Below are 20,956 nucleotides of genomic sequence, written 5' to 3'. Positions count from 1 at the left end.
TCCGTAGTGTCAGTTTTCGATCGCGACCGGGTGCCCGTCCATCGATCTTTCTTTCGGATTGAGCGATGGATCCGCTACCAGCTTCTTGACCGTGCTCGTCAGGCAGGTGTCCGATGCCGGTGACCCGGGGCAGGCATAGAGCGCCCGTAGAAAGAGGCGGTCCATGAGCTCCCAGCGCGCAACGCTCGTGTGCTCGGGCTGATCGGTGAGCAGAGTCTGGAACCTGCCCGCGCCCAGCAGGGCGAGAAGCGACGTCGTGTGCCAGGAGGACCCGCGGCAGGCCTCTTCCGAGTAGGCGTCGGCTCCTATCCCGTCCTCCGTCCATGCGTAGGCATAGGTGATGCGAGCGCCGTGAACGCCGAAGCCTTCCCCAAAGGAAGGCACCACTGGGGTGCTCCTGCCGAAGTGATGTGGCTCGGCGCGAAGATCGGACATCTGGGCGTATGTCGAGATCGCCTGCTCGATCGCAGGTGTCGTCGACTCGAGCCCGATCAGCAACGGCGCGTCAACCGCTTCCCTCGGCGGCCAATCGATCAGCTCGGGATCTTCCATGTTCCGCAACGCGGGTACGAATTCTCGGATCGCGCGGATCTGTCCGCGCAGCTTCGAAAAGGTGGCGTCGACGCAATCGCCTTCCTGCCCGCCGGTCACAACCAACGGCTTGATCGGCGCGCCGCTGGCCCATTTGTACGAGGGGAATGCGCGATCCTCACGGGAAGCGGACAGCATCTTGCCGACAGCGGAAATCGAAGGCTTCTGGGCGAAGGCAGGCGCTGTCACGGCGAGGCTGGCCGCTACGGCGACCAGATGCGCGATGTGACGTGAACGCCGGTACAAGCTCATGTCAGGCGACGCAGGATGAGATTGTCCGAGGGGTCGAGCCTCGCCCTCCAGCCGGGCGGCACCCAGGTCGTTGCCGTGTGCCCCTCGATCACGGCCGGGCCGTCGATCTTCTGGCCCGCGGTCAGCGCCTCCGCGCTGTGACGGGCACACTCGACCCACGCTTCGCCGTGGAAGATGCGGGTGCTCTCGGCAGCGCCTGCCGCCGCCGTCTCACGGTCGAGCCTGGGCGCCGTGCCGATCGGCAGGGTCGCGCCGACCCGCAGGGTCACGATCTCGACCGGCCGATCGAGCGTGGCGCCGTGCATGAAGGTGCGGTGATGGGCGTCCGCGAACAGCTCGGCGATGTACTTGGCGTCGAGCGCGCCGAGCTTGTCGGCCGGGATCTCGACCCCGACCTCGAAAGCCTGGCCGACGAAGCGCATGTCGAGCGTGTGGGTGTAGACCAGCTCGCCCGGCAGCTGCATGTCGGCGAACTGGGCGGCGAGGCGCCGGCGCATCTCGGCGAAGGTCTTGCCGGCTTCCGTCGCCGCTGCCTCGTCGAGCTTCATCTTGCGCGTGACGGCATCGAACTTGGTGTAGTCCGACGCGACCAGCCCGTAGGCCGAGATCACGCCCGCGTTGGGCGGCACGACGATGGTCGAGATGCCGAGCTCCTCGGCGATGCGCGCGGCATGCAGCGGTCCCGCGCCGCCGAACGGCACCAGTGCGTAGTCGCGCGGATCGCGGCCGCGCTCGGTCGAGACGAGCTGGATGGCGCGCACGATGTTTGCGTCGGCGAGTTGTAACGCCGACGATGCGGCCTGCTCGATCGACAGGCCGAAGCGCTCGGCGATCGGCTTGAAGGCGTTTTGTGCCGCCTCGGCGTTGAGGATCATGCGGCCGCCGAGGAATGCCGTCGGCCGGATCGTGCCCATGACGATATGCGCATCGGTCGTGGCAGGCTCCGTGCCGCCCTTGCCGTAGCAGGCCGGACCGGGATCGGCGCCGGCGCTTTGCGGCCCGACCCGCAGCATGCCGCCGTCGTCGACCCAGGCGATCGAGCCGCCGCCGGCCCCGACCGAGACGATGTCGAGCACCGGCGTGCGGATCGGAAGGCCGTCGATCTCGCTCTCCGACGCGAGCGAGGGACGGCCGTCCTGCACCAGGCAGACGTCGGTCGAGGTGCCGCCCATGTCGAAGGTGATCAGGTCCTTGTAGCCCGAGCGCGCCGCCTGGCGCGTGGCGCCGACCACGCCGGCCGCCGGGCCGGAATACAGCGCCGTGATGGCACTGGCCCGCATCGCCTCGGCGGGCAGGCGGCCGCCGTTGCTCTGCATCACCGTGAAGCGGCCGGTGAAGCCGGCATCGGCGAGCTTGCTCTCGAAGCGATGCAGGTAGCCGTCGATCACCGGCTGGACATAGGCCGACAGCAGCGTGGTCGAGGCGCGCTCGAACTCGCGGAACTCGCGCGCGACCTGATGGCTGCAGGTCACCAGCACGCCGGGCACCGCCTCAGTGATCAGCGCGGCGAGCCGCTGCTCGTGCGCGGGGTTGGCGTAGGCGTTGAGCAGGCAGACCGCGACGGCGCGATAGCCGCCGGCCTTCAGCGCCGGGATCAGCTCGGCGCGGACCTTCGCCTCGTCGAGCGGCGTCTCGACGGTGCCGTCGGCGCGCAGACGCTCGGTGACCTCGAAGCAATCCTTGCGGCGGACTGGCGGCGCGGGCTTGGCGTAGAACAGATCGTAGATGTTGCGCCGGTCGTGGCGCTGCATGAACAGCAGGTCGCGAAAGCCCGCGGTGGCGATGAAGGCGACCGCGGCGCCCTTGCGCTCCAGCACCGCGTTGGTCGCCACCGTCGAGCCGTGCCCGAGGTCCTCGATGCGCGCGATGTCGATGCCAGACGCGGTCAGCGCCGCGAACGCGCCCACGTCCGGCGACCGGGGCGTGCTCGGCACCTTGGTGACGACGACCCTGCCGCCCTCGACCGCCACCAGATCGGTGAAGGTCCCTCCGACCTCGACGCCTACGCGCATTGAAAAGTCCCCGCCCAATTTATTCTCGCCCCTGACACGAGTGTCATCCCGAGCGAAGCGAGGGATCTATGCTCATGGCTTCCTGGATCCCTCGCTTCGCTCGGGATGACATCGGAGTTGAGGCGGGCGCACATGCCTTACGGCCCCGTGTTCAGGAGCCGGGCCTGCAGCTCGGCGATCTGCTTCTTCAGCTCCTCGTTTTCCTCGCGTGCCTTGGCGGCCATCGCCTTGACCGCCTCGAACTCGTCGCGGCGCGGGATGTCCATGCCGTCGAGGATCTTGGCGATCTGGTCGCGGACGCGGGCCTCGACCTCGTCCTTGACGCCCGACAGCGCTCCCATCGCGCCATTGGCCATCTTGGTGAGGTCGTCGATGAAGGGATTGCGGGTCTGCATGGTACTGACTCCTGATGCGGCAAGTATGAGGGGCTGATACCCTGCCAGCAAGAACGCCGGAGGAAGCAAAGTGGGTCTGGTCAAAGTCGAGTCGAGCGAAGGCATCACCACCATCACCATGGCGCGCCCCGAGAAGCGCAACGCCCTGACGCAGGAGCTGTGCGACGGGTTGTACGAGGCCTACCGCGCCTTCGAGGAGGGCGGCGACCAGGTCGCCGTGCTCCAGGCCGACGGCCCGGCCTTCTGTGTCGGCGCCGACCTCAAGGACCCGCCGGCGGCGATGTGGAAAGCCGTGCCCGACGTCTCCTACAAGCTCACCAAGCCGGTGGTCGCCGCGACCCAGGGCTGGGTGATCGGCGGTGGCATCTGCCTGGTCATGACCTGCGATCTGATGGTTTCGGCCGACACCACCAAGTTCATGTATCCCGAGGCCAAGGTCGGCGTATTCGGCGGGCTGATGCCGGGCATCGTCTCGCGCATGCCGCACAAGGTGGCCATGGAGCTGCTGTTGCTGGGCGAGGAGATCTCGGCCAGGCGCGCCTACGACGTGGGCTTCGTGAACAGGGTCGTGCCGCTGGGCGAGGAGCGCAAGGAAGCGCGCCGCATGGCGAGCGTGATCGCCAATTCCGCACCGCTGGTGATCCGCACGCTGCGCGACTTCGCCAACCAGACCCTGCCCAAGGGACCGGCCGAGTTCTTCGTGCCCGAGCGCTACAAGCTCGAGAAGATCGCCGGCAGCGAGGACCGCAGGGAAGGCGCCGCCGCCTTCCGAGAGAAGCGGCCCGCCAAATTCAAAGGCCGTTGACCATGGGCAAGTTGCTGCTGGTCGGTTGCGGCAAGATGGGCGGCGCCATGCTGGAAGGCTGGCTGGCGCGCGGGCTGGCGGCGTCCGACGCGATCGTCGCCGAGCCGGTCGAGGCGCTGCGGCCGCGCAAGGACGGGCTGCGCTGCGTCGCCGCCAGCAGCGAGATCCGCGAGACGCCGGAGATCGTCGTCCTCGCGGTCAAGCCGCAGACCATGGATGCCGTGTTGCCGGATCTGCGCCGATTCGCCGAGGACGGCGCGGTGTTCCTGTCGATTGCCGCGGGCAAGACGCTGAAATATTTCGCGAGCCATCTCGGCGCGACTGCCAAGGTCGTGCGCTCCATGCCCAATACACCGGCGGCAGTGCGCCAGGGTATCACCGTCGCCTGTGCGGCTCCCGGCGTTTCCGACGCCGAGAAGAAGCGTTGCCAGGAACTGCTCGAGGCGGTCGGCCAGGCGCTGTGGGTCGAGGACGAGACTCTGATCGACCCGGTGACCGCCTTGTCCGGCAGCGGGCCGGCCTATGTCTTCCTGCTGGTCGAGGCGATGGCGGCGGCCGGAGCCAAGCTCGGGCTGTCGACCGAGATGGCCATGCAGCTGGCGCGGGCCACGGTCGCGGGCAGCGGCGAGCTGCTGCGGCAGTCGAGCGAACCCGCGTCGCAGTTGCGCGTCAACGTGACCAGTCCGGGCGGCACCACCGCCGAAGCGTTGAAGGTCCTGATGGCGTCGGATGGCATCCAGCCGGTTTTCGACAAGGCACTTGCCGCGGCATCGCGGCGTTCGAAGGAGCTGGCGGGATGACGGCATCGGCAGAGACGGTTCTGGACGCCTTCATCGGGCTCATATCCGAAAAGGGCTTCGCCGAGGTGACGTTGCGCGACGTCGCCTCCGCGGCCGACCTCGGCCTGGCGGATCTCTACCGGCTCTATCCCGACAAGGTGGCTCTGGCGACGGCATTCCTGGCGCGCATCGATAACGCCGTCCTGGCCGGCACGGCGCGCGAAGCCGATCCCGAGGAGACGGCGCGCGACCGGTTGTTCGATGTCATGATGCGCCGCTACGACACGCTGAAGCCTTACCGCGCGGCCCTGCGGGCCATACGCCGGGCGGGCGCGCGCGACCCCCTCCTGACGCTGGCATTGGGACCGGCGCTGCGACGCTCGATGGCGGCCATGCTGGAGGCGGCCGCCCTGTCGAGCGATGGGCTCTCGGGTGCGCTGCGGCAAAATGGCCTGCTGGCGATCCACCATGCGGTGGCGCGGGTCTTCGACCGCGACGACACGGTCGATCTCTCCAAGACCATGGCGGCGCTCGACAGCCGCCTCAAGATGGCCGAAAGATGGTCGCAATTCGTTGAGAGATATACGGTTTCAAGACCTGCGAAAGAGGCCGACCCGCGTTCGGCATGAGAATTTTGTGCGCTGCACAAAAACGTCTCTTGACTTGGGCACGTTTGCACATAAATTGATCTTCGTTGTGCACCGCAACATAGCGGGGCAGCCGAAGAGTTTCAGCACGTCCCCCAAGCCCGTCCGTCATCCCTTTTCCAGGAGCCTTCCATGTACGCCAATGGCGCTTTCAAGAACCCGTTCGCCGACTTCGACTTCAGCAAGATCGCCGGTGAGTACAAGTTCCCGATGGTCAACGTCGAGACCGCTGTCGAAACCGGCCGCAAGAACTTCGCCGCCGTGACGACTGCGTCGACTGCGGCCGTCGAGTCGATGAAGACCATCGCGACCCGTCAGGGCGACATGTTCCGCGCTGCCATGGAAGACTTCTCCAAGCACGGCAGCGACGTGCTCTCGGCCGCCACCGTCGAGGAGAAGATTGCCAAGCAGATCGACTTCGCGAAGAAGAGCTATGATCTCGCGATCGCCAACGGCAAGGAGCTGGCTGAGCTCTACAAGAAGGGCCAGACCGAGGCTTTCGAGACCCTGAGCGCCCGCGTCGCCGACCTGACCGAAGAGGTCAAGGCCGCGATCGCCGCCAAGAAGTAAGACCGAACGGCGCGTCTCGCGCCGAACGGCGAGAAGGGGCTGCCTGAAAGGGCAGCCCCTTTTCTTTGTCTGCTATGCTGTCGCCATGGATCAGATCGTTTATGCCGACTTCGAGAAGGTCGACATCCGCATCGGCACCATCCGTGCCGCCCAGCCGCTCGAAGGTGCGCGCAAGCCGGCCATTCGTCTGGAGATCGATTTCGGGCCGGACATCGGCGTGAAGAAATCCTCCGCTCAGCTCACCGTGCACTACGCGCCCGAGACGCTGATCGGGCGCCAGGTCGCGGCCGTGGTGAATTTCCCGCCGCGCCAGATCGGCAAGTTCATGTCGGAAGTCCTGACCCTCGGCTTCCCCGACTCCGACGGCGCCGTCGTGCTGGTCGTGCCCGACAAGGCCGTGCCGAACGGCGGCAAGCTGTTCTAGCCTCCGTCGGCCTCGTCTCAATCAGCAGTCGCTGATCGCCGAAGCTGGGCCCCGCCGCTAGCCTCGATTCACTGGCTCCGGTCGGCATGACGGAATGGAATCGCGGGTCCCCAAGACGCCTTCGCAAACGGTCGTCGAACTCGCATAATCCCTTGAAGACGACGGGGCGCGAGCCTGCGTCGAGAAATGCAAGGGGAGAGAACCGTGAATCTGGCAACGCTTCTTGCGATCAATGCCGTTTTGGCGATCGGACATGGATTGGGGTTTATCTTTCTGCCTTCTACTCTGCTCGCGCTTTACGAAGTCCCGACGGCTTCGGGCGCGGTGTTGATGGGTCAGCTTTTCGGCGTGCAGCTGCTCTTTGTCGCTGTCGTCACCTGGTCCGGCCGCAAGATCATTGATGGACGAGCGCTCGGGGCGATCGTTTTAGGGGGCGCCACGACATCCGCGGCCGGCACGATCGTGACGGCGAAGGCGCTCGTCGATGGGGTCTTCGGCCCGATGGGCTGGCTTGCCCTGGCGATCTACGGCGCCCTCACCATCGCATACGTCTACTTCCAGCTTCAGCCGGCGAAACGCGGCGGTTGAGCAACTGCAAGGCTCGACCATGCGCCCTTGACCGGCTGCGATCGGGATTCGAGGCTCCGCGCTGAGAGTAGGAGAGAATCGTGTCCGAAGAGCGCATTACAAGACGACTGGCGGCGATCCTGGCGGCAGACGTCGTTGGATACTCGCGCCTGATGGGACGCGACGAACAGGGCACGCTTGCCCGGCTGAAGGCGCACCGCTCCGAGCGGCTCGATCCGGTCATCGGCAGACATCGCGGACGTCTCGTCAAACTCACCGGCGACGGCGCACTCGTGGAGTTCAGCAGCGCCGTCGATGCGCTGAACGCCGCAATCGAAATTCAGGAGGCGATGGCGGAAGCCAATCTGGAGTTGCGAGAAGACACGCGCATCGTCTTTCGGATCGGCTTGCACCTCGGTGACCTGATCGTTGAAGGTGACGATCTTTATGGTGACGGCGTGAACGTTGCGGCACGCCTGGAAGCGGAAGCACCCGCGGGGGGCATAGTGATCTCCGCCAACTTTCACGACGCCGTCTTCGGACGACTGGACGCTTCGTTCGTGGAGCTTGGCGCGCTTGCGCTGAAAAATATCGAGCGGCCGGTACGAGCTTATCGAGTGCAGCGACCAGGCGAGACCGCTGCATCAACTCCGGCGCCCGTTACCGGCCCGCCGCCGACCCTCCCTGACAAGCCATCGATCGCCGTGCTGCCTTTTCAAAACATGTCGGGTGATCCCGAGCAGGAATATTTTGCCGATGGAGTAGTTGACGACATTATCCTCGCGCTCTCGCGCGTTAAGTCCCTGTTCGTGGTTTCTCGCACCTCCTCTTTTACCTACAAGGGCAAGGGAGCTGACGTTCGCAAGATTGCCCAGGAACTGGGTGTCCGCTACCTGCTTGAAGGAAGTGTGCGCAAGGCTGGCAGCAAGCTCAGGCTGACGGGGCAGTTGGTCGAGGCCGCAACCGGCACTCATGTTTGGGCTGAACGCTTCGAGGGCGAGGCGGGCGACATGTTCGACCTGCAGGACCGGATCACGTCGGGGGTGGTTGTCGCGATGTTGCCTACCCTCGTTCAGGCGGAGATTGAACGGTCGCGCCGCAAGCCTACCGAGAACTTGGTTGCATACGACTACTTCCTGCGGGGAAGAGCCAAGTACCAGAAGTACACCAATGACTCGAATGACGAAGCGGTTGCCCTCTTTCGCAAGGCAGCGGAACTCGATCCTGAATGGGCACTACCCGTCGCCAGCATCGCTGAATGCTTCAAGCGGCGAATCGAATGGGGCTGGAGTAGTGACACCTCGCGTGACCTCTCGGAGGCGGCGGCGTTAGCGCATAAAGCCATGGCTATCGGCACTTCTGAACCGCAAGCCCTCGCTTTGGCTGGATCGGCGTTGATGCTTACGTTCCCCGAAGAATCGGCAGGCTTGCTCGAGCAGGCCGTCAGCTTGGATCCCAATAATTTCTCCGCCTGGAATTGGCGAGGATGGACAGCACTGGTTTTGGGTGAGGAGGATGCCGGACATTATTTCGAGAAAGCGCTGCGCCTCAGTCCAACCTTCCCTGGTCGATATTGGATGCACGTCGGCCTTTCGACGACTTACCTGCTGAGCGAACGGTGCGCCGAAGCGGCTGCTCTCGTGGGCACCGTCCTGCGGCAACATCCGCACCTTCACATCGCGCTATGGGTGCATTCCGCCTCATTGGCACTAGCCGGACAGGTCGGTGAGGCCGTGGAAGTTTGTAAGACGCTAACGAAGGTCGTTCCAGCAATGCGCCTTTCCAACCTTCGCAACTGGATCCCCACGCGGGACGAAAGGGCAATTGCGCTAATTTCCAAAGGTTTGCGTCTGGCAGGGCTGCCCGAATGATGTACTCAGTGCCGGGCCTGCGGGCGGAGTTGGGCAATCCGCCGCAGTTCTTGCCGACCGTCCGCTCATGCGCGGTCCTAGTGATACTTTACTCCGCCGCCTGCTTCGTGGCGGGCTCGCGGAATGCCGTGCGGTAGCGGTCCCATTCGGCGGCGCCGTTCAGGTTGAAGCCCTGCTGCGGCGTGATGTCGGAGGACGGCACCGGGTGGCGGCCCTTGGCCTTCAGCTCGGCGAGCGCGGCATCGCAGGCGCCGACGATCGTGCGGGTCAGCATGCCGGGCAGGATCATCAGCGCGTAGCTCATCTTCGCGGCTTCGTCGATCGACAGGTCCGGCGTCTTGCCGCGCCACACCATGTTGAGCAGGCAAGGACCCTTCACCAGCTTCGGCACGTTTGCCGTCTCCTCGAGCGTCTGCGGTGCCTCGACGAAGGCCATGTCGGCCCCGGCCTCGATCGCTGCGTTGGCGCGGCGGATCGCTTCCTCGTATCCCAGCACCGCGCGCGAATCGGTGCGGGCGATGATCAGGAAGTCCGGATCGGTCTTGGCGCTCACCGCGGCGCGGATCTTGGCGACATAGTCGTCGAGCGGGACTATCACCTTGCCTTCGAGATGGCCGCACTTCTTGGGGAAATCCTGGTCCTCGATATGGATGCCGGCGACGCCCCGCATCTCGTACTCGCGCACCGTGCGGATCACGTTGAGCTCGTTGCCGTATCCCGTGTCGGCATCGGCGATCACCGGCAGCTTGATGGCGCGCGCGATGCGGCCGGCGTTCTCGGCCATCTCGGTCATCGTGACGATGCCGTAGTCGGGGTAGCCGAGGCTGGCCGCGGTGCCGGCGCCCGTCATGTAGACGGCGTCGAAGCCGGCGCGTTCGATTGCGCGGGCGCCGACGCAGTCGTAGCAGCCCGGAGCGGCCACCATGCCGCGCTTCATGGCCTCGCGGAAGATCTTGCCTTTGGACATGTCGGTTCTCCCTTATGCTGCGTTGCGCATGCCGAGCGCGGCCGCCTGGCGGGCGTCGAAGGCGCGGCGGATGTCGTCGTACTGATGACCCTTGAAGCCGCCGCGCACGGTGCCGGGCTCCGCGCTGCCGTAGAATACTTCCCAGCTCGCCGGCAAGCGGCGCGAATCGGGCCGCGCCAGCCATAGCCGGTACAGCGTGCGCTTCTTGTCGTCCTCGGCATGGTCCTCGAAGCTGGTGCGCGAGTGCAGCATGGTCTGGTTGCACAGCATCTGGAGGTCGCCGGGCTCGAGATGCATGCAGAACATGTTTTCCGGCCGGCGCAGCACCAGGTCGAAATATTCCATCGCCTCGCGCTGCAGGCCGGTGAGCGGCGGCACGCCCGCGAGCTTCTGCGCGTTGTTGATGCGGTTGCGGTTCCATTTGCAGAAGACGCGACCGTCGCCGACCGTGCAGATCGGCGCGGCGTACCACGGCGCCTCGTCTTCGGCCTGCTCGCCGTTGCGGCTGAAGGCGTAGTCGGTTGCCAGCGCGGCGGCGTAGTCGGGCCGCTCGGTCTGCACGATCCCGTAGGCGGTCGCGGCGCTCGAGCACATGCTCATGCCGCCGACCGGCGCCTGGTTGTAGCAGCTCAGCAGCACGACATCGGAGCTGTCGACGTGGAAGTCGAGCTCGGCCTTGGAGTTGTAGCCGCGCCCGGTCGGGCTGCGATAGGCATGGCCGGTGTCCTTGACCTCGGTGATGTAGTCGCTGGCGCGGTTCTGCGGCCGGGCGACGCCGAAGTGCAGGCCGATCGCCCAGGTCATGAGCCTGAACTCGGCCGGCGTGACGCCTTCCCGGGGCAGGTTCTTGACCAGCGCCATACCGCGCCCGTCCCGCACTTCGCGGAACGCCGCTTCCAGGGTCGGGATCGCCTGGCGCAGGGCGAAGTCGTCGCGGCTCCAGTCGAGAATCGGCCGCGTGGCGTCACCGGCCTGGCGCACGGCGGCGATCAGCTCGGCGCTCTCGGCCGCGGAGAGGCGGTAGATCCAGCCCTTGTCCGCCTCGACCTCGGCGACCGTCCAGGAAACCGGTGACGTCGTTGCCATCATGCCCTCCGTCAGTCTGCTGTCATGCCGAGCCGGCGGATCGTCTCGCCCGACTCCTTGATGTCGCGCTGGAAGCGCGCGGTGAATTCTGCCGGCGTCGGGCCGCCCGGCAGCGAACCCAGCTCGACCAGCCTGGCTTTGGTCTCGGGCATCGCCAGGACCTTGGCGATATCCTGCTGGATGGCGGAGACGACCTCCGGCGGCGTTCCGGCCGGTGCGAACAAGCCCGCCCACGAGTTCTCGTCGAGGCCCTCGAAGCCCTGCTCCTTGAAGGTCGCGACGTTCGGCAGGGCGGGAATGCGCTCCGTGCCCATGATGCCGAGCGACTTCAGCTTGCCGGCGTTGATCAGCGACAGGCCGGAAGTCACGCTTGCGAGACCGGTATCGACCCGGCCGGCCGAGATGTCGCCGACGAACGAGGCGGCGCCCTTGTAGGGGATGTTCATCAGTTTGATGCCGGCCTTGTCGAAGATTCGCTCAGCCATCAGTCTGGTGCCCGGGTCGGGGCTGGCAAAGGTCCGCTTCTCTGGCCCTTCCTTCTTCACAAGCTCGACGAGTTCCTTGAGATCATTGGCGGGCAAAGTCGGTGAGGCGAGCAATGTTCCCACGGGATACGAAACCGCCGTGACCGGCGCGAACGCGGTCTGCGTATCGTAGGGAAGCTTCATGAGATGGCCGTTGATCGCGATGCCCGACACCGCGAGCACCATCGTGTGGCCGTCGGGCGCGGAGCGCGCGACGATGGCGGCGCCAACCGAGCCGCTGCCGCCGGTGCGGTTGTCGATGATGACTGTCTGGCCCCACATTTCTTCCAGCGACTTCGCTACAAGGCGGCCGACGACGTCGGTTCCCCCGCCGGGGCTGTAGGGCACGATGATCGTGACGGTCCTGGTCGGATGGAAGGCTGACTTCTGGGCCTGGCCGAACGCCTGACCGGCAAGGGCGAGGGTTGCCGCCAGCGCAGCGACGGCGGCCATGACCTTTCTCACTGTTTCCTCCGTTTTTATTGGTATAACGTTAATACAACATGCTGATAAACGCCGCACAACCCGGAGCAGGACGCCCGTTTCAGTCCGCAAAATGACGGAAAAGGGCATGAAACTAAGGGCAAAAGGCACGGCGCTGCATCATCAGCTCTATGTCCTGCTCAAGGAGCAGATCACGAGCGGCCGCTATCGGCTGGGCGACCTGCTGCCGACGCAGGAGGCGCTCTGCCGGCAGTTCTCGATCTCCCGCATCACCGTGCGCCGGGCGCTGAACGACCTCGTCGAGGACGGCTTCGTGCGCAATCGTCAGGGTGTCGGCACCTTCGTCGCGGTCGACGCCGGCAGGGCGAGGCAAGGGCCGGACTTCAGCTTCATCGGCGACATGCGCCGGACGCTGAAGGAGACGACGATGCAGATCCTCTTGCTGGAGACCGCGCGTTGTCCGCCGGCGATCGGTGCACATCTCGGGCTGGCCGACGAGGAGCAGGTGCTGCATCTGGTGCGCACGCGCTCCGTCGGCGACAAGCCGGTCACGCTGCTCGACGGCTGGATTCCGCTCGGCTTCGCGAAGGCGGTGACGGCGCGGAACCTGCAGACCAGGTCGCTGCACGAGCTGATCGCCGGCAGCTTCGAGCGGCTGGGACGGGTGGCGCAGGAGGTCAATGCGGCGCTGGCCGATCCAACGGTCGCGCAGGCGCTGGATATCGAGATCAATTCGGCGACGCTCAGGATCAACCGCCTCGTGCACAATCGCGAGGGTGCGCCGGTCCACTACGTCACGGTCTGGACCACGCCGCTGCGCACGCGCCTCGTAATGGAGGTCGGCGCCGACGACATCGACGGCTACAACATCGGGCGGCTATTGCACGACGTGGGGCGGTGAAGCGTGGCCCAGACGTTGAGAGCGGTGGCTGTCATCCTGAGCGAAGCGAAGGATCTAGCCGATCTACCACCGAGTCCGTTGCCCGCGTGAGGTCCTTCGCTTCGCTCAGGACGACAAGGGTTGTCAGAACACCTTGTGGATCCAGTGGTGCGGGTCGGGCGCGCGGCAGCGCTGGATGTCGACAAGCGCCGACTTCAGCTCTTCGGTGCGGGCGCCGGAGCCGCCGTTGCCGATCTTGAACTCGCCCTCGGGCGCGCGGACTGTGCCGATCGGCGTTACCACCGCGGCGGTGCCGCAGGCGAAGGCCTCGCGCAGGCGGCCGCTGCCGGCGTCGGCCCTCCACTGGTCGTAGGAATAGCGTTCCTCGCGGACCGCGATTCCCTTGTCCCTGGCGAGCGTGATCAGCGAGGAGCGCGTGACGCCCGGCAGGATCGTGCCGCCGAGCGGCGGGGTGGAGAGCGAGCCGTCGTTGAAGACGAAGAACACGTTCATGCCGCCCAATTCCTCGATCCATTTGCGCTCGACGGCATCGAGGAAGACGACCTGGTCGCAGCCGTGCCGCGTTGCCTCGGCCTGCGCGAGCAGGCTGGCGGCATAGTTGCCGCCGCACTTGGCGGCGCCGGTGCCGCCCGGAGCGGCGCGCGTATATTCTTGCGAGACCCAGACCGAGACGGCATCGGCGGCCGATTTGAAATAGGAGCCAACCGACGAGGCGATGACGGCAAACAGGTAATTCGACGACGGCTTCACGCCGAGGAAGATCTCGTTGGCGAACATGAAGGGCCGGATATAGAGGCTGCCGTCACCGTCGGGGATCCAGGCGCGATCGATGCTCACGAGCCGGTCGACGGCCTCGAGGAAGAGTTCCTCGGGCAGGACCGGCATGGCGAGTCGCTCGGCCGACTGCTGGAAGCGGCGCGCATTCTCGCGCGGCCGGAAGAGCGTTGCGCCGTCAGCGGTCTTGTAGGCCTTCAGCCCTTCGAAGATCTCCTGCGCGTAGTGCAGGACGGCCGCCGCCGGATCCATCGAGATCGGCCCACGCGGCTCGACCCTGGCATCGTGCCAGCCGTCGGCGTCGCTATAGCGGATGGTCACCATGTGATCGCTGAACACGCGGCCGAAGCCCGGGTTGGCCAGCAAGGCGGCGCGCTTGTCGGCCGGAACCGGCGCCGGGTTGGGATGGTGCGCGAATTTCAAGGACTGCGTCTTGGACATGGCTCTCTCTGATTTTGCGCCACTCTAGCTCAGACGGGGAGCCGCACAACCACGCGCAATCCGCCCAGCGGAGAGCTGTCGAGGGATATGTCGCCACCGTGGCTGCGCGCAATGTCGCGGGCGATGGTGAGGCCGAGGCCCGAGCCACCCGTGTCGACATTGCGCGATTCGTCCAGCCGCACGAAGGGGCGGAAGACGTCCTCGCGCCGCTCCGGCGGGATGCCCGGTCCGTCGTCGTCGACCGTGATCTCGACCGACGTTTTGCCACGAACCGCGCGAATTTCCGCGCGTGTGCCATGCCGCAGCGCGTTGGAGACGAGGTTGGTGATGCACCGCTTGATGGCGATGGGCCGGATCTCGACATTCATGTCGCCCTGCCAGCTGACCGCGATATCGGCGTTGTCGCGGCGAGCGCCGGCCGCCACGTCCTCGAGGATGTCCGAGAGATCGCTGGGCGTCGGCTCCTCGTCGCCCTCGCCACGGGCGAAGGCGAGATAACCCTCGATCATGCGCTGCATGTCCGCCACGTCGTTGTCGAGCTCCTTGATGTCCGGCGATTCGGGCAGCATCGCCAGCGACAGCTTCATGCGGGTGAGCGGCGTGCGCAGGTCGTGGCTGACGCCGGCCAGCATCTCGGTGCGCTGCTGGATCGAGCGCTGCAGCCGGATGCGCATGGTCTGGAAGGCAGTGGCGGCATTGCGCACCTCGCGCGTGCCGCCGGCGAAGGCAAAGTCAGGCACGTCGCGGCCCTTGCCGAGGGCGTCGGCGGCGACTCCGAGATGCTCGATCGGCACCAGCTCGCGGCGCATGAACCAGATAGCGAGGCCGAACAGCACCAGCGCCAGGCCGACCTGCGCCAGCACGTAGGCGATGCTCGAGCCGAAGGTCAGGCGCAGGTACGGGACCCACGCTTCCATGACGTCGCCGTCGCTCAGCTGGATCTCGATCAGGAGCTGGTCGCCGCCCAGCGAGTTGTCGAGGAAGTAGGGTCGCTTGAGGTCGGCATCGAGCGCGCCCTGGACCTCGCGCGCCACGATGTCGAAATAGGCCGGGCTCCGGAAGGCCGGCACGATGCCCTGGCGAAAGCGGATGGTCATGAACAGGTCTTCGCGCGCGCGTTCGACGATCCAGGCCTGGTGGGCGGCGTCGGGAAAATCGGCACGCAGAGCGATCAGTGCACGCAGGTCGCGCACGAGGAGCAGCGCCAGCCGGTTGGTCACGTTGTCACCGCGCTGGCTGTAGAACCACCAGGCCGACAGCGCCTGCAACAACAGCATCGGCACGATGATGATGATCAGCGCGCGGGCGAACAGGGTCTGTGGCGAGTGCCGGTCGGCCCATCCCGCGATGCGCTCGAACCACTCGCGCGCGCGGGTCACGCTCATGCGTCGACGAGCCGGTAGCCTTGGCCACGCACCGTGCGCAGGTAGCGCGGAAAACCGGGATCGGGCTCGATCTTGCGGCGCAGCCGCGTCACCTGCACGTCGATCGCCCGCTCGTTGAGGCCGCTGCCCACCATCTTGCACAGCGCGTCGCGGCTGAGCACGTCGCCCAGATGCGCACCGAGCGCCCGCAACAGCGCGATCTCGGTATCGGTCAGCGACACGCGCTTGCCCTGCTGGGTGAGCTCGCCCAGAGCGAGGTCGAACTGCATCGGACCGAAAGTGATCCTCTCGGGCGCTCCGCTGGTCTCGACCGGCCGGCCGCGGCGCAGCACGCTCTGGATGCGCAGCAGCAGTTCGCGCGGCTCGAACGGCTTGCCGAGGTAGTCGTCGACGCCCTTCTCGAGCCCGGCAATGCGGTCCTTGGCCTCGCCCATGGCGGTAAGCATCAGGATGGGCACGGCATTAGTCTTGCGCAGCTCGCCGGCGAACTCGAGGCCGGTCTGGCCCGGCATCATCACGTCGAGCACGATCAGGTCGAAGTCGAGTGCTTCGAGCTGCTGGCGTGCCGCGGCCGCGGTGCCGGCCGTGCTGACCCTGAAGCCGTTGCGCGCGAGAAAGGATTTCAGCAGCTCGCGCAGGCGGGTGTCGTCGTCGACGACCAGGACATGCGGCTTGTCGGCCGTCGGGTCGACGCCGCTCAGCGGCCGCTCCCGCGAATCCGCTTGTCGACCTCGAGGCGCTCGACCGGATCGAGCAGGCCGAGCAGCACCTTGCGGAATCCCTCGACGGCCTCGGCCCCGGTCTCGCGATAGGCGCGGGCGAAGCGCTGGCTTTGCCGGTCGGTCAGCTCGCGCTCGAGTTTCACGCCTTTCTCGGTGAGCCACAGCCGCCGCTCGCGCCGGTCACGGGGGCCGCTCTTCTGCTCGACGTATTCCTGCTCGAGCAGGTCCTTCAGCACCCGGCTGATCGACTGCTTGGTCACCTTCAGGATGGAGAGCAGGTGACCGACCGTCTGGCCGGGATGGCGGCCGATGAAATAGAGCGCGCGGTGATGCGCCCGCCCGAGCTGATAGTGCTTGAGCTGCTGGTCCGATTCGAAGGTGAAATCGCGGTAGGCGTAGAACATCAGCTCGATGCCCTGGCGCAGTTCCTCGTCGCGCAGGAACAGCGGGTTCGCGGGAGATCTCGTTTCGACCATTGCAAACCAATCAATGGATGATCCGCGCCGAAACGCAACAGGAGAGCGGAGGGCGTTGCGTTGACACTTCGGGGAGGCCGATGTTACGGCCCACATCCGGGGGGTCAATGCCCATGCTGACGGTGCATCATCTCGGCAAGTCGCAGTCGGAGAGGATCGTCTGGCTCTGCGAGGAGCTCGACCTTTCCTACGATCTGAAGATCTACGATCGCGATCCCGTTACGCGGCTCGCCCCGCCCGAATACAAGGCGCTGCACCCGATGGGCGCCGCGCCGGTCATCGACGACGGCGGCATCGTCCTGGCCGAATCGGGCGCGATCATCGACTACCTCGTCGCCAGGTACGGCAACGGCCGCCTCGTGCTCGCCCCGGACCATCCCGACTTCCCGCACTTCGTCTACTGGTTCCACTTCGCCAACGGCACGCTGCAGCCGGCCACGGGCCGCAACATGATCCTGAGCCGGCTCGACCTGCCATCCGACAATCCAATGCTGCGGGCCATGAACGCGCGGCTCGACCTGGCACTCGGCCAGGTGCAGTCGCGGCTCGCCAAGGTCGACTACTTTGCCGGCAGCGAATTCACGACCGCCGACATCATGACCGTCTTCACCCTGACGACCATGCGTCTGTTCCTGCCGTTCGGCCTCGCACCCTATCCCGCGATCCTGGGCTACCTGCAGCGCATCGGCCGGCGCGACGCCTATCAGCGCGCGATGCGCAAAGGCGACCCCGACCTGACGCCGCTCCTGCACTGATCGCCGCGATGGCGGCCTACGACGCAATCATCGTCGGCGCGCGTTGTGCCGGAGCGTCGCTGGGCATGCTCCTGGCCCGGCGCGGCCGGCGCGTGCTGGTGCTCGATCGCGCGCGCTTTCCCAGCGACACGATATCGACGCACTTCCTGTGGCCGCGCACCACCGCGGCGCTGGCGCGCTGGGGATTGCTCGATGCGCTCGCGGCGACCGGGTGCCCGCCGATCGAGACGGTCACCATGCACGCCGGCCCGGTATCCCTGCGCGGTCGGCCCGAAGCGGTCGACGGCACGTCGGTGATGTACTGCCCACGGCGCACCGTGCTCGACAAGCTGCTGGTCGATGCGGCGCGCGCGGCCGGTGCGGAGGTGAGGGAAGCGACGCTGGTGCGCGAGGTCATCCGCGACGGCGACCGCGTCGTCGGCGTGCGCGCGGTGGGCGCCGCCGGCGAGACGATCGACGTGCGCGCTTCGCTCGTGGTCGGTGCCGATGGTTTGAACTCCAGTGTCGCCGGCATGGTGGGGGCGGCCATGGCCCGCTCGCATCCGTCGCTGACCTGCGGCTTCTACGCCTACTGGAGCGGCGTGCCCGTCGATGGCGTCGAGTTCTTCCTGCGCGAGGCCCGCGACATTCTGGTCTTTCCGACGCATGACGGCCTCACCTGCCTCTGGGTCGGCCGCGCCAACGGTGATTGGTCCGCCTATCGCGCCGACGTGGAGGCCACATATCTCGCGGGCCTCGATCCGTCGCTGCTGGCGCGCGTGCAGCGCGGCCGGCGCGAGACCTCGTTCAAGGGCACGCACCGGCTGCCCAACTTCTATCGCGACTGCGCCGGGCCCGGCTGGGCACTGGTTGGCGATGCCGCCTACCATCGCGATCCGTTGACCGGGATGGGCATCGGCGACGCCTTCCTTGGTGCCGAACTTTTGGCCGATGCAGTTCACGATGGACTCGCCGCCGACCTCGACAGTGCGCTCGCTGGCTACCAGGAGGCGCTTCGCGAGAAGACCGGCGCGGTCTTCGAATACACGCTGATGTCCGCCGCGCTGAAGGATCCGCAGCCGCAGGCGGCGCTTTACCGGGCGATCGCCGCTCAGCCCGATATGACGCAGCGGCTCATGAACGTGCTCGGCGGCACCGCGTCGTTCCGGAGCCTGTTCAACCCCCGAGTGATCGGAGCGCTTCTGAGGCAGCCTCCTTGACAAGGACAATAATACTGACCTATTGATCGCGAATGTTGCGTTGTGGCGGTTTCAAACGACCTGTTTGGAATCAATCGAAAGGAGCCTCAGCAATGTCCGCAAATATGGAAGACCGCGACGGTTTCATCTGGTTCGACGGCGAGCTGCTGCCGTGGCGCGAGGTCAAGGCCCATGTCCTGACCCACGCCCTGCATTACGGCTCGGCCGTCTTCGAAGGCGAGCGCATCTATGACGGCCGGGTCTTTCGCCTCGCCGCGCATAGTGCCCGCCTCAAGAACTCGGCCCGGCTGCTCGACTACGACCTGCCGTGGTCGCGCACGGAGATCGAGGACGCGACGCGCGCCGTCGTGAAGGCCAACAACCTGACCTCGGGCTACATCCGCCCGATCGCCTGGCGCGGCTCGGAGGTCTTGGGCGTGTCGGCGATCGGCACGACGGTGCATCTCGCCATCGCGCCGTGGGCGCAGGAGGGCCGCCTGTCGGTGCAGGTGAAGCCCGGCGGCATCAACGTCACCATGGCCAAGTACCGGCGGCCCGGCCCCGACATGGCTCCTGGCGGCGCCAAGGTGGCGGGTCTCTATGTCATCTGTGGCATCGAGAAGGACCGCGCGCTCAAGGCGGGCTTCGACGATGCGCTGATGCTCGACTGGCAGGGACGGCTGGCCGAATCGACGGGCGCCAACATCTTCCTGGCGATGGGCGGCAAGCTGGTCACGCCCAAGGTCGAGAACTTCCTCGACGGCATCACCCGGCGCGCGGTGATGGGGATGGCGGACAAGCGCGGCTGGTCGGTCGAGGAGCGCGCCGTGATGCCCGAGGAGCTCGACGACGCGAGCGAGGTGTTCCTCTGCGGCACCGCCGCCGAGCTCGTGCCGGTCGGGGCGATCGACGATCGGCGCTTCCAAGTCGGCCCGATGACGCGCGCGCTGATGGAGGACTTCCAGACGCTGGTGCGCCGACCCGACAGCGAGGGCTTCGGGGAGTCTTCGCATTTTGCGACAGTCGACTGAAGAAGGAACACCAACTTTCCCGTCATCCCGACCGAAGCGAAGCGGAGTTGAGGGAGCTGTTCATATCGGCAGAAGTCTATGAATAAGGTTCCTCCACTCCGCTTCGCTCCGGTCGGGATGACGACGTTTTTGGTTCACGTGCGATTGTCCGCGATATTGACTCGGCCCTTGGGGCAGCCTCGATAAGGAGGGGCGGTCGAACAATCGAGAGGCGATCCATGGACTCTTCCGCCGCTTTCTTGAACGCGTCCGAAGCCGCCAGCCGGCTCGGCGTGTCGGCAAAAGCGCTGCGGCTGTACGAGCAACGGGGCTTGATCGCGCCGATCCGCAGCGCGGCCGGATGGCGGGCCTATGGTCCCAACGAGATGAGTCGTGCGCGAGAGATTGCGGCGCTGCGGGCTCTCGGCTTCAGTCTCGCCCAGGTGGCGCGGGTGTTGAACGGCGATCCGCGCGGCCTCGAATCCGCGCTGGCCACGCATCAGGCCGCCCTCGAGGACCGGTTGCGCCAGCTCGTCGCGACCATCGAGACGGTCGGAAGCTTGCGCGAGAATCTCGCTCGCGGCGAAACTCCGACGGTCGGCGACCTGGCGTGCCTGGCGGCACGGGATTCCGAACCCACGGTCGCTTTCGACCTTCCCTATCCCTGGGGCGGCGAGCGGTTCGAATTGGGACGGGTACGGCCCCTGAACTACATCGTCGGCCCGCTGGGCAGTGGCAAGACACGGCTGGCGCAGCGTCTGGCCGAAACCCTGCCCAATGCGGCCTTTCTCGACCGATCGGTGCGCAGTCCCGTCGACGCCAAGGTCGAGCGGACGTTGGCCTGGCTAGTGGAGGATGGCGCCACGGTATCGGACGCCCTCATCGCCCTGATCGCTGGACTGGAGGCGGGTGGCCCGGCCATCCTGGTCGTCGACATGATCGAACAGGGGCTGGACCACGGCACCCAGGAGGCAACGATCGCCCATCTGCGGCGCCGTGGACCGGCCGGCCGGCCGATCTTCATGCTCACCCGCTCGAACGCGATCCTCGATCTGGCGGCGGTCGGCAGCGATGAAGCGATCATTTTCTGTCCCGCCAACCATAGCCCTCCGGTCTATGTCGCCCCATATCCCGGTACGCCGGGCTACGAGGCCGTCGCCACCTGCCTGGCCTCGCCGGAGGTGCGGGCCAGGACGGAGGGTGTCATCGCCTGGCGGCCGCAGGCCGCTTGACAGCAGGCGCTGTCGGCAGTTTGTTTTGTCGACGTCCGAGGGGTGTCCGGTTTCCGCAGGAGCCGGTCTGAGACAGCCGGTGGGGCTGAACCCTTTGAACCTGATCCGGGTCATGCCGGCGAAGGAACGGGAGCAGCACGTTGAGACC

Annotated in this window: 22 protein-coding genes and 1 riboswitch; of the genes, 12 read left to right on the top strand and 10 right to left on the bottom strand. The window is 66.3% G+C overall.

Annotation, left to right across the window (positions count from 1 at the left end):
• Positions 1–9: 9 nt before the first annotated feature.
• The 3 genes from ACQY8M_RS02685 to ACQY8M_RS02675 all read right to left on the bottom strand — a co-directional run bounded on the left by ACQY8M_RS02685 (position 10) and on the right by ACQY8M_RS02675 (position 3,250).
• Positions 10–843: a hypothetical protein gene (locus tag ACQY8M_RS02685; RefSeq protein ID WP_428668942.1), complete on the bottom strand. Its 834-nt coding sequence runs from the start codon at positions 841–843 to the stop codon at positions 10–12.
• Positions 840–2,855, bottom strand: coding sequence for a hydantoinase/oxoprolinase family protein (locus tag ACQY8M_RS02680; RefSeq protein ID WP_428668941.1), 2,016 nt, complete (start codon positions 2,853–2,855; stop codon positions 840–842). The genes ACQY8M_RS02685 and ACQY8M_RS02680 overlap by 4 nt, the downstream gene beginning before the upstream one ends.
• Before the next feature lie 137 nt (positions 2,856–2,992).
• Positions 2,993–3,250, bottom strand: a complete 258-nt coding sequence (locus tag ACQY8M_RS02675) for an accessory factor UbiK family protein (RefSeq protein ID WP_428668940.1) — start codon at positions 3,248–3,250, stop codon at positions 2,993–2,995.
• Positions 3,251–3,320: 70 nt separating this feature from the next.
• On the opposite strand from ACQY8M_RS02675, the gene ACQY8M_RS02670 reads away from it, so the two are divergent.
• The 7 genes from ACQY8M_RS02670 to ACQY8M_RS02640 all read left to right on the top strand — a co-directional run bounded on the left by ACQY8M_RS02670 (position 3,321) and on the right by ACQY8M_RS02640 (position 8,913).
• A complete protein-coding gene (locus ACQY8M_RS02670) occupies positions 3,321–4,055 on the top strand; it encodes an enoyl-CoA hydratase/isomerase family protein (RefSeq protein ID WP_428668939.1) in 735 nt (244 codons plus the stop codon).
• 2 nt (positions 4,056–4,057) lie between these two features.
• Positions 4,058–4,855, top strand: coding sequence for a pyrroline-5-carboxylate reductase (gene proC, locus ACQY8M_RS02665; RefSeq protein ID WP_428668938.1), 798 nt, complete (start codon positions 4,058–4,060; stop codon positions 4,853–4,855).
• Positions 4,852–5,463, top strand: a complete 612-nt coding sequence (locus ACQY8M_RS02660; RefSeq protein WP_428668937.1) for a TetR/AcrR family transcriptional regulator — start codon at positions 4,852–4,854, stop codon at positions 5,461–5,463. Before proC ends, ACQY8M_RS02660 begins: the two co-directional genes overlap by 4 nt.
• A gap of 150 nt (positions 5,464–5,613) precedes the next feature.
• Positions 5,614–6,051, top strand: coding sequence for a phasin family protein (locus tag ACQY8M_RS02655; protein ID WP_428668936.1), 438 nt, complete (start codon positions 5,614–5,616; stop codon positions 6,049–6,051).
• Positions 6,052–6,136: 85 nt separating this feature from the next.
• Entirely contained in the window at positions 6,137–6,475 is a 339-nt protein-coding gene (locus tag ACQY8M_RS02650) for a tRNA-binding protein (RefSeq protein WP_428668935.1), read from the top strand.
• A 204-nt stretch (positions 6,476–6,679) separates the two neighbouring features.
• Entirely contained in the window at positions 6,680–7,063 is a 384-nt protein-coding gene (locus ACQY8M_RS02645; protein WP_428668934.1) for a hypothetical protein, read from the top strand.
• A gap of 80 nt (positions 7,064–7,143) precedes the next feature.
• Positions 7,144–8,913, top strand: a complete 1,770-nt coding sequence (locus tag ACQY8M_RS02640; protein ID WP_428668933.1) for an adenylate/guanylate cyclase domain-containing protein — start codon at positions 7,144–7,146, stop codon at positions 8,911–8,913.
• Positions 8,914–9,001: 88 nt separating this feature from the next.
• On the opposite strand, the gene ACQY8M_RS02635 is transcribed toward ACQY8M_RS02640, so the two are convergent.
• Genes ACQY8M_RS02635 through ACQY8M_RS02625 form a run of 3 tightly spaced genes read right to left on the bottom strand, consistent with a single transcriptional unit; the run spans position 9,002 to position 11,955 of the window.
• On the bottom strand, positions 9,002–9,880 hold the full coding sequence (locus ACQY8M_RS02635; protein ID WP_428668932.1) for an isocitrate lyase/PEP mutase family protein: 879 nt from the start codon (positions 9,878–9,880) through the stop codon (positions 9,002–9,004).
• A gap of 12 nt (positions 9,881–9,892) precedes the next feature.
• Positions 9,893–10,966, bottom strand: a complete 1,074-nt coding sequence (locus ACQY8M_RS02630) for a TauD/TfdA family dioxygenase (RefSeq protein WP_428668931.1) — start codon at positions 10,964–10,966, stop codon at positions 9,893–9,895.
• A gap of 11 nt (positions 10,967–10,977) precedes the next feature.
• Positions 10,978–11,955: a Bug family tripartite tricarboxylate transporter substrate binding protein gene (locus tag ACQY8M_RS02625; RefSeq protein ID WP_428668930.1), complete on the bottom strand. Its 978-nt coding sequence runs from the start codon at positions 11,953–11,955 to the stop codon at positions 10,978–10,980.
• Positions 11,956–12,061: 106 nt separating this feature from the next.
• Between ACQY8M_RS02625 and ACQY8M_RS02620 the strand changes: the two genes are divergently transcribed.
• Positions 12,062–12,835 (top strand): GntR family transcriptional regulator, encoded by a 774-nt coding sequence (locus ACQY8M_RS02620; RefSeq protein ID WP_428668929.1) that lies wholly within the window; start codon positions 12,062–12,064, stop codon positions 12,833–12,835.
• A gap of 123 nt (positions 12,836–12,958) precedes the next feature.
• On the opposite strand, the gene ACQY8M_RS02615 is transcribed toward ACQY8M_RS02620, so the two are convergent.
• The 4 genes from ACQY8M_RS02615 to ACQY8M_RS02600 are packed head-to-tail and all read right to left on the bottom strand — an operon-like array spanning position 12,959 to position 16,633.
• The gene (locus ACQY8M_RS02615) at positions 12,959–14,050 is read right to left on the bottom strand and encodes a branched-chain amino acid aminotransferase (protein ID WP_428668928.1); all 1,092 of its coding nucleotides are present in this window, start codon (positions 14,048–14,050) and stop codon (positions 12,959–12,961) included.
• Positions 14,051–14,079: 29 nt separating this feature from the next.
• The gene (locus ACQY8M_RS02610; RefSeq protein WP_428668927.1) at positions 14,080–15,435 is read right to left on the bottom strand and encodes an ATP-binding protein; all 1,356 of its coding nucleotides are present in this window, start codon (positions 15,433–15,435) and stop codon (positions 14,080–14,082) included.
• Complete coding sequence (locus tag ACQY8M_RS02605) at positions 15,432–16,136, bottom strand: response regulator (protein ID WP_428675295.1); 705 nt, start codon at positions 16,134–16,136, stop codon at positions 15,432–15,434. Before ACQY8M_RS02605 ends, ACQY8M_RS02610 begins: the two co-directional genes overlap by 4 nt.
• Entirely contained in the window at positions 16,133–16,633 is a 501-nt protein-coding gene (locus tag ACQY8M_RS02600; RefSeq protein ID WP_428668926.1) for a MarR family winged helix-turn-helix transcriptional regulator, read from the bottom strand. The genes ACQY8M_RS02605 and ACQY8M_RS02600 overlap by 4 nt, the downstream gene beginning before the upstream one ends.
• A 113-nt stretch (positions 16,634–16,746) precedes the next feature.
• On the opposite strand from ACQY8M_RS02600, the gene ACQY8M_RS02595 reads away from it, so the two are divergent.
• The 4 genes from ACQY8M_RS02595 to ACQY8M_RS02580 all read left to right on the top strand — a co-directional run bounded on the left by ACQY8M_RS02595 (position 16,747) and on the right by ACQY8M_RS02580 (position 20,808).
• Positions 16,747–17,388: a glutathione S-transferase family protein gene (locus tag ACQY8M_RS02595; protein WP_428675294.1), complete on the top strand. Its 642-nt coding sequence runs from the start codon at positions 16,747–16,749 to the stop codon at positions 17,386–17,388.
• An 8-nt stretch (positions 17,389–17,396) separates the two neighbouring features.
• Positions 17,397–18,587 carry an NAD(P)/FAD-dependent oxidoreductase gene (locus ACQY8M_RS02590; RefSeq protein ID WP_428668925.1) on the top strand — a complete coding sequence of 397 codons (1,191 nt, stop codon included), beginning with the start codon at positions 17,397–17,399 and terminating at the stop codon, positions 18,585–18,587.
• A gap of 92 nt (positions 18,588–18,679) precedes the next feature.
• Positions 18,680–19,597 carry a branched-chain amino acid aminotransferase gene (locus tag ACQY8M_RS02585; protein WP_428668924.1) on the top strand — a complete coding sequence of 306 codons (918 nt, stop codon included), beginning with the start codon at positions 18,680–18,682 and terminating at the stop codon, positions 19,595–19,597.
• 218 nt (positions 19,598–19,815) lie between these two features.
• Positions 19,816–20,808, top strand: a complete 993-nt coding sequence (locus tag ACQY8M_RS02580) for a MerR family transcriptional regulator (RefSeq protein ID WP_428668923.1) — start codon at positions 19,816–19,818, stop codon at positions 20,806–20,808.
• A 28-nt stretch (positions 20,809–20,836) separates the two neighbouring features.
• Positions 20,837–20,952, top strand: a riboswitch (TPP riboswitch).
• The last annotated feature ends 4 nt before the right edge of the window (positions 20,953–20,956 follow it).

Origin of the sequence: Reyranella sp. (genome assembly GCF_965279465.1) — a bacterium.
In the GTDB taxonomy this organism is placed as follows: Bacteria; Pseudomonadota; Alphaproteobacteria; order Reyranellales; family Reyranellaceae; genus Reyranella.
Note: the sequence above shows the minus strand (reverse complement) of the source record. Positions and strands in the feature narration are given on the sequence as shown.

What these genes read in the sequence shown, in the direction of transcription:
- ACQY8M_RS02685 (WP_428668942.1), bottom strand. Translation starts at nt 843, where the DNA reads ATGAGCTTGTACCGGCGTTCACGTCACATCGCGCATCTGGTCGCCGTA.
- ACQY8M_RS02680 (WP_428668941.1), bottom strand. Translation starts at nt 2,855, where the DNA reads ATGCGCGTAGGCGTCGAGGTCGGAGGGACCTTCACCGATCTGGTGGCG.
- ACQY8M_RS02675 (WP_428668940.1), bottom strand. Translation starts at nt 3,250, where the DNA reads ATGCAGACCCGCAATCCCTTCATCGACGACCTCACCAAGATGGCCAAT.
- proC (WP_428668938.1), top strand. Translation starts at nt 4,058, where the DNA reads ATGGGCAAGTTGCTGCTGGTCGGTTGCGGCAAGATGGGCGGCGCCATG.
- ACQY8M_RS02660 (WP_428668937.1), top strand. Translation starts at nt 4,852, where the DNA reads ATGACGGCATCGGCAGAGACGGTTCTGGACGCCTTCATCGGGCTCATA.
- ACQY8M_RS02655 (WP_428668936.1), top strand. Translation starts at nt 5,614, where the DNA reads ATGTACGCCAATGGCGCTTTCAAGAACCCGTTCGCCGACTTCGACTTC.
- ACQY8M_RS02650 (WP_428668935.1), top strand. Translation starts at nt 6,137, where the DNA reads ATGGATCAGATCGTTTATGCCGACTTCGAGAAGGTCGACATCCGCATC.
- ACQY8M_RS02635 (WP_428668932.1), bottom strand. Translation starts at nt 9,880, where the DNA reads ATGTCCAAAGGCAAGATCTTCCGCGAGGCCATGAAGCGCGGCATGGTG.
- ACQY8M_RS02630 (WP_428668931.1), bottom strand. Translation starts at nt 10,966, where the DNA reads ATGGCAACGACGTCACCGGTTTCCTGGACGGTCGCCGAGGTCGAGGCG.
- ACQY8M_RS02620 (WP_428668929.1), top strand. Translation starts at nt 12,062, where the DNA reads ATGAAACTAAGGGCAAAAGGCACGGCGCTGCATCATCAGCTCTATGTC.
- ACQY8M_RS02615 (WP_428668928.1), bottom strand. Translation starts at nt 14,050, where the DNA reads ATGTCCAAGACGCAGTCCTTGAAATTCGCGCACCATCCCAACCCGGCG.
- ACQY8M_RS02610 (WP_428668927.1), bottom strand. Translation starts at nt 15,435, where the DNA reads ATGAGCGTGACCCGCGCGCGCGAGTGGTTCGAGCGCATCGCGGGATGG.
- ACQY8M_RS02600 (WP_428668926.1), bottom strand. Translation starts at nt 16,633, where the DNA reads ATGGTCGAAACGAGATCTCCCGCGAACCCGCTGTTCCTGCGCGACGAG.
- ACQY8M_RS02595 (WP_428675294.1), top strand. Translation starts at nt 16,747, where the DNA reads ATGCTGACGGTGCATCATCTCGGCAAGTCGCAGTCGGAGAGGATCGTC.
- ACQY8M_RS02590 (WP_428668925.1), top strand. Translation starts at nt 17,397, where the DNA reads ATGGCGGCCTACGACGCAATCATCGTCGGCGCGCGTTGTGCCGGAGCG.
- ACQY8M_RS02585 (WP_428668924.1), top strand. Translation starts at nt 18,680, where the DNA reads ATGTCCGCAAATATGGAAGACCGCGACGGTTTCATCTGGTTCGACGGC.
- ACQY8M_RS02580 (WP_428668923.1), top strand. Translation starts at nt 19,816, where the DNA reads ATGGACTCTTCCGCCGCTTTCTTGAACGCGTCCGAAGCCGCCAGCCGG.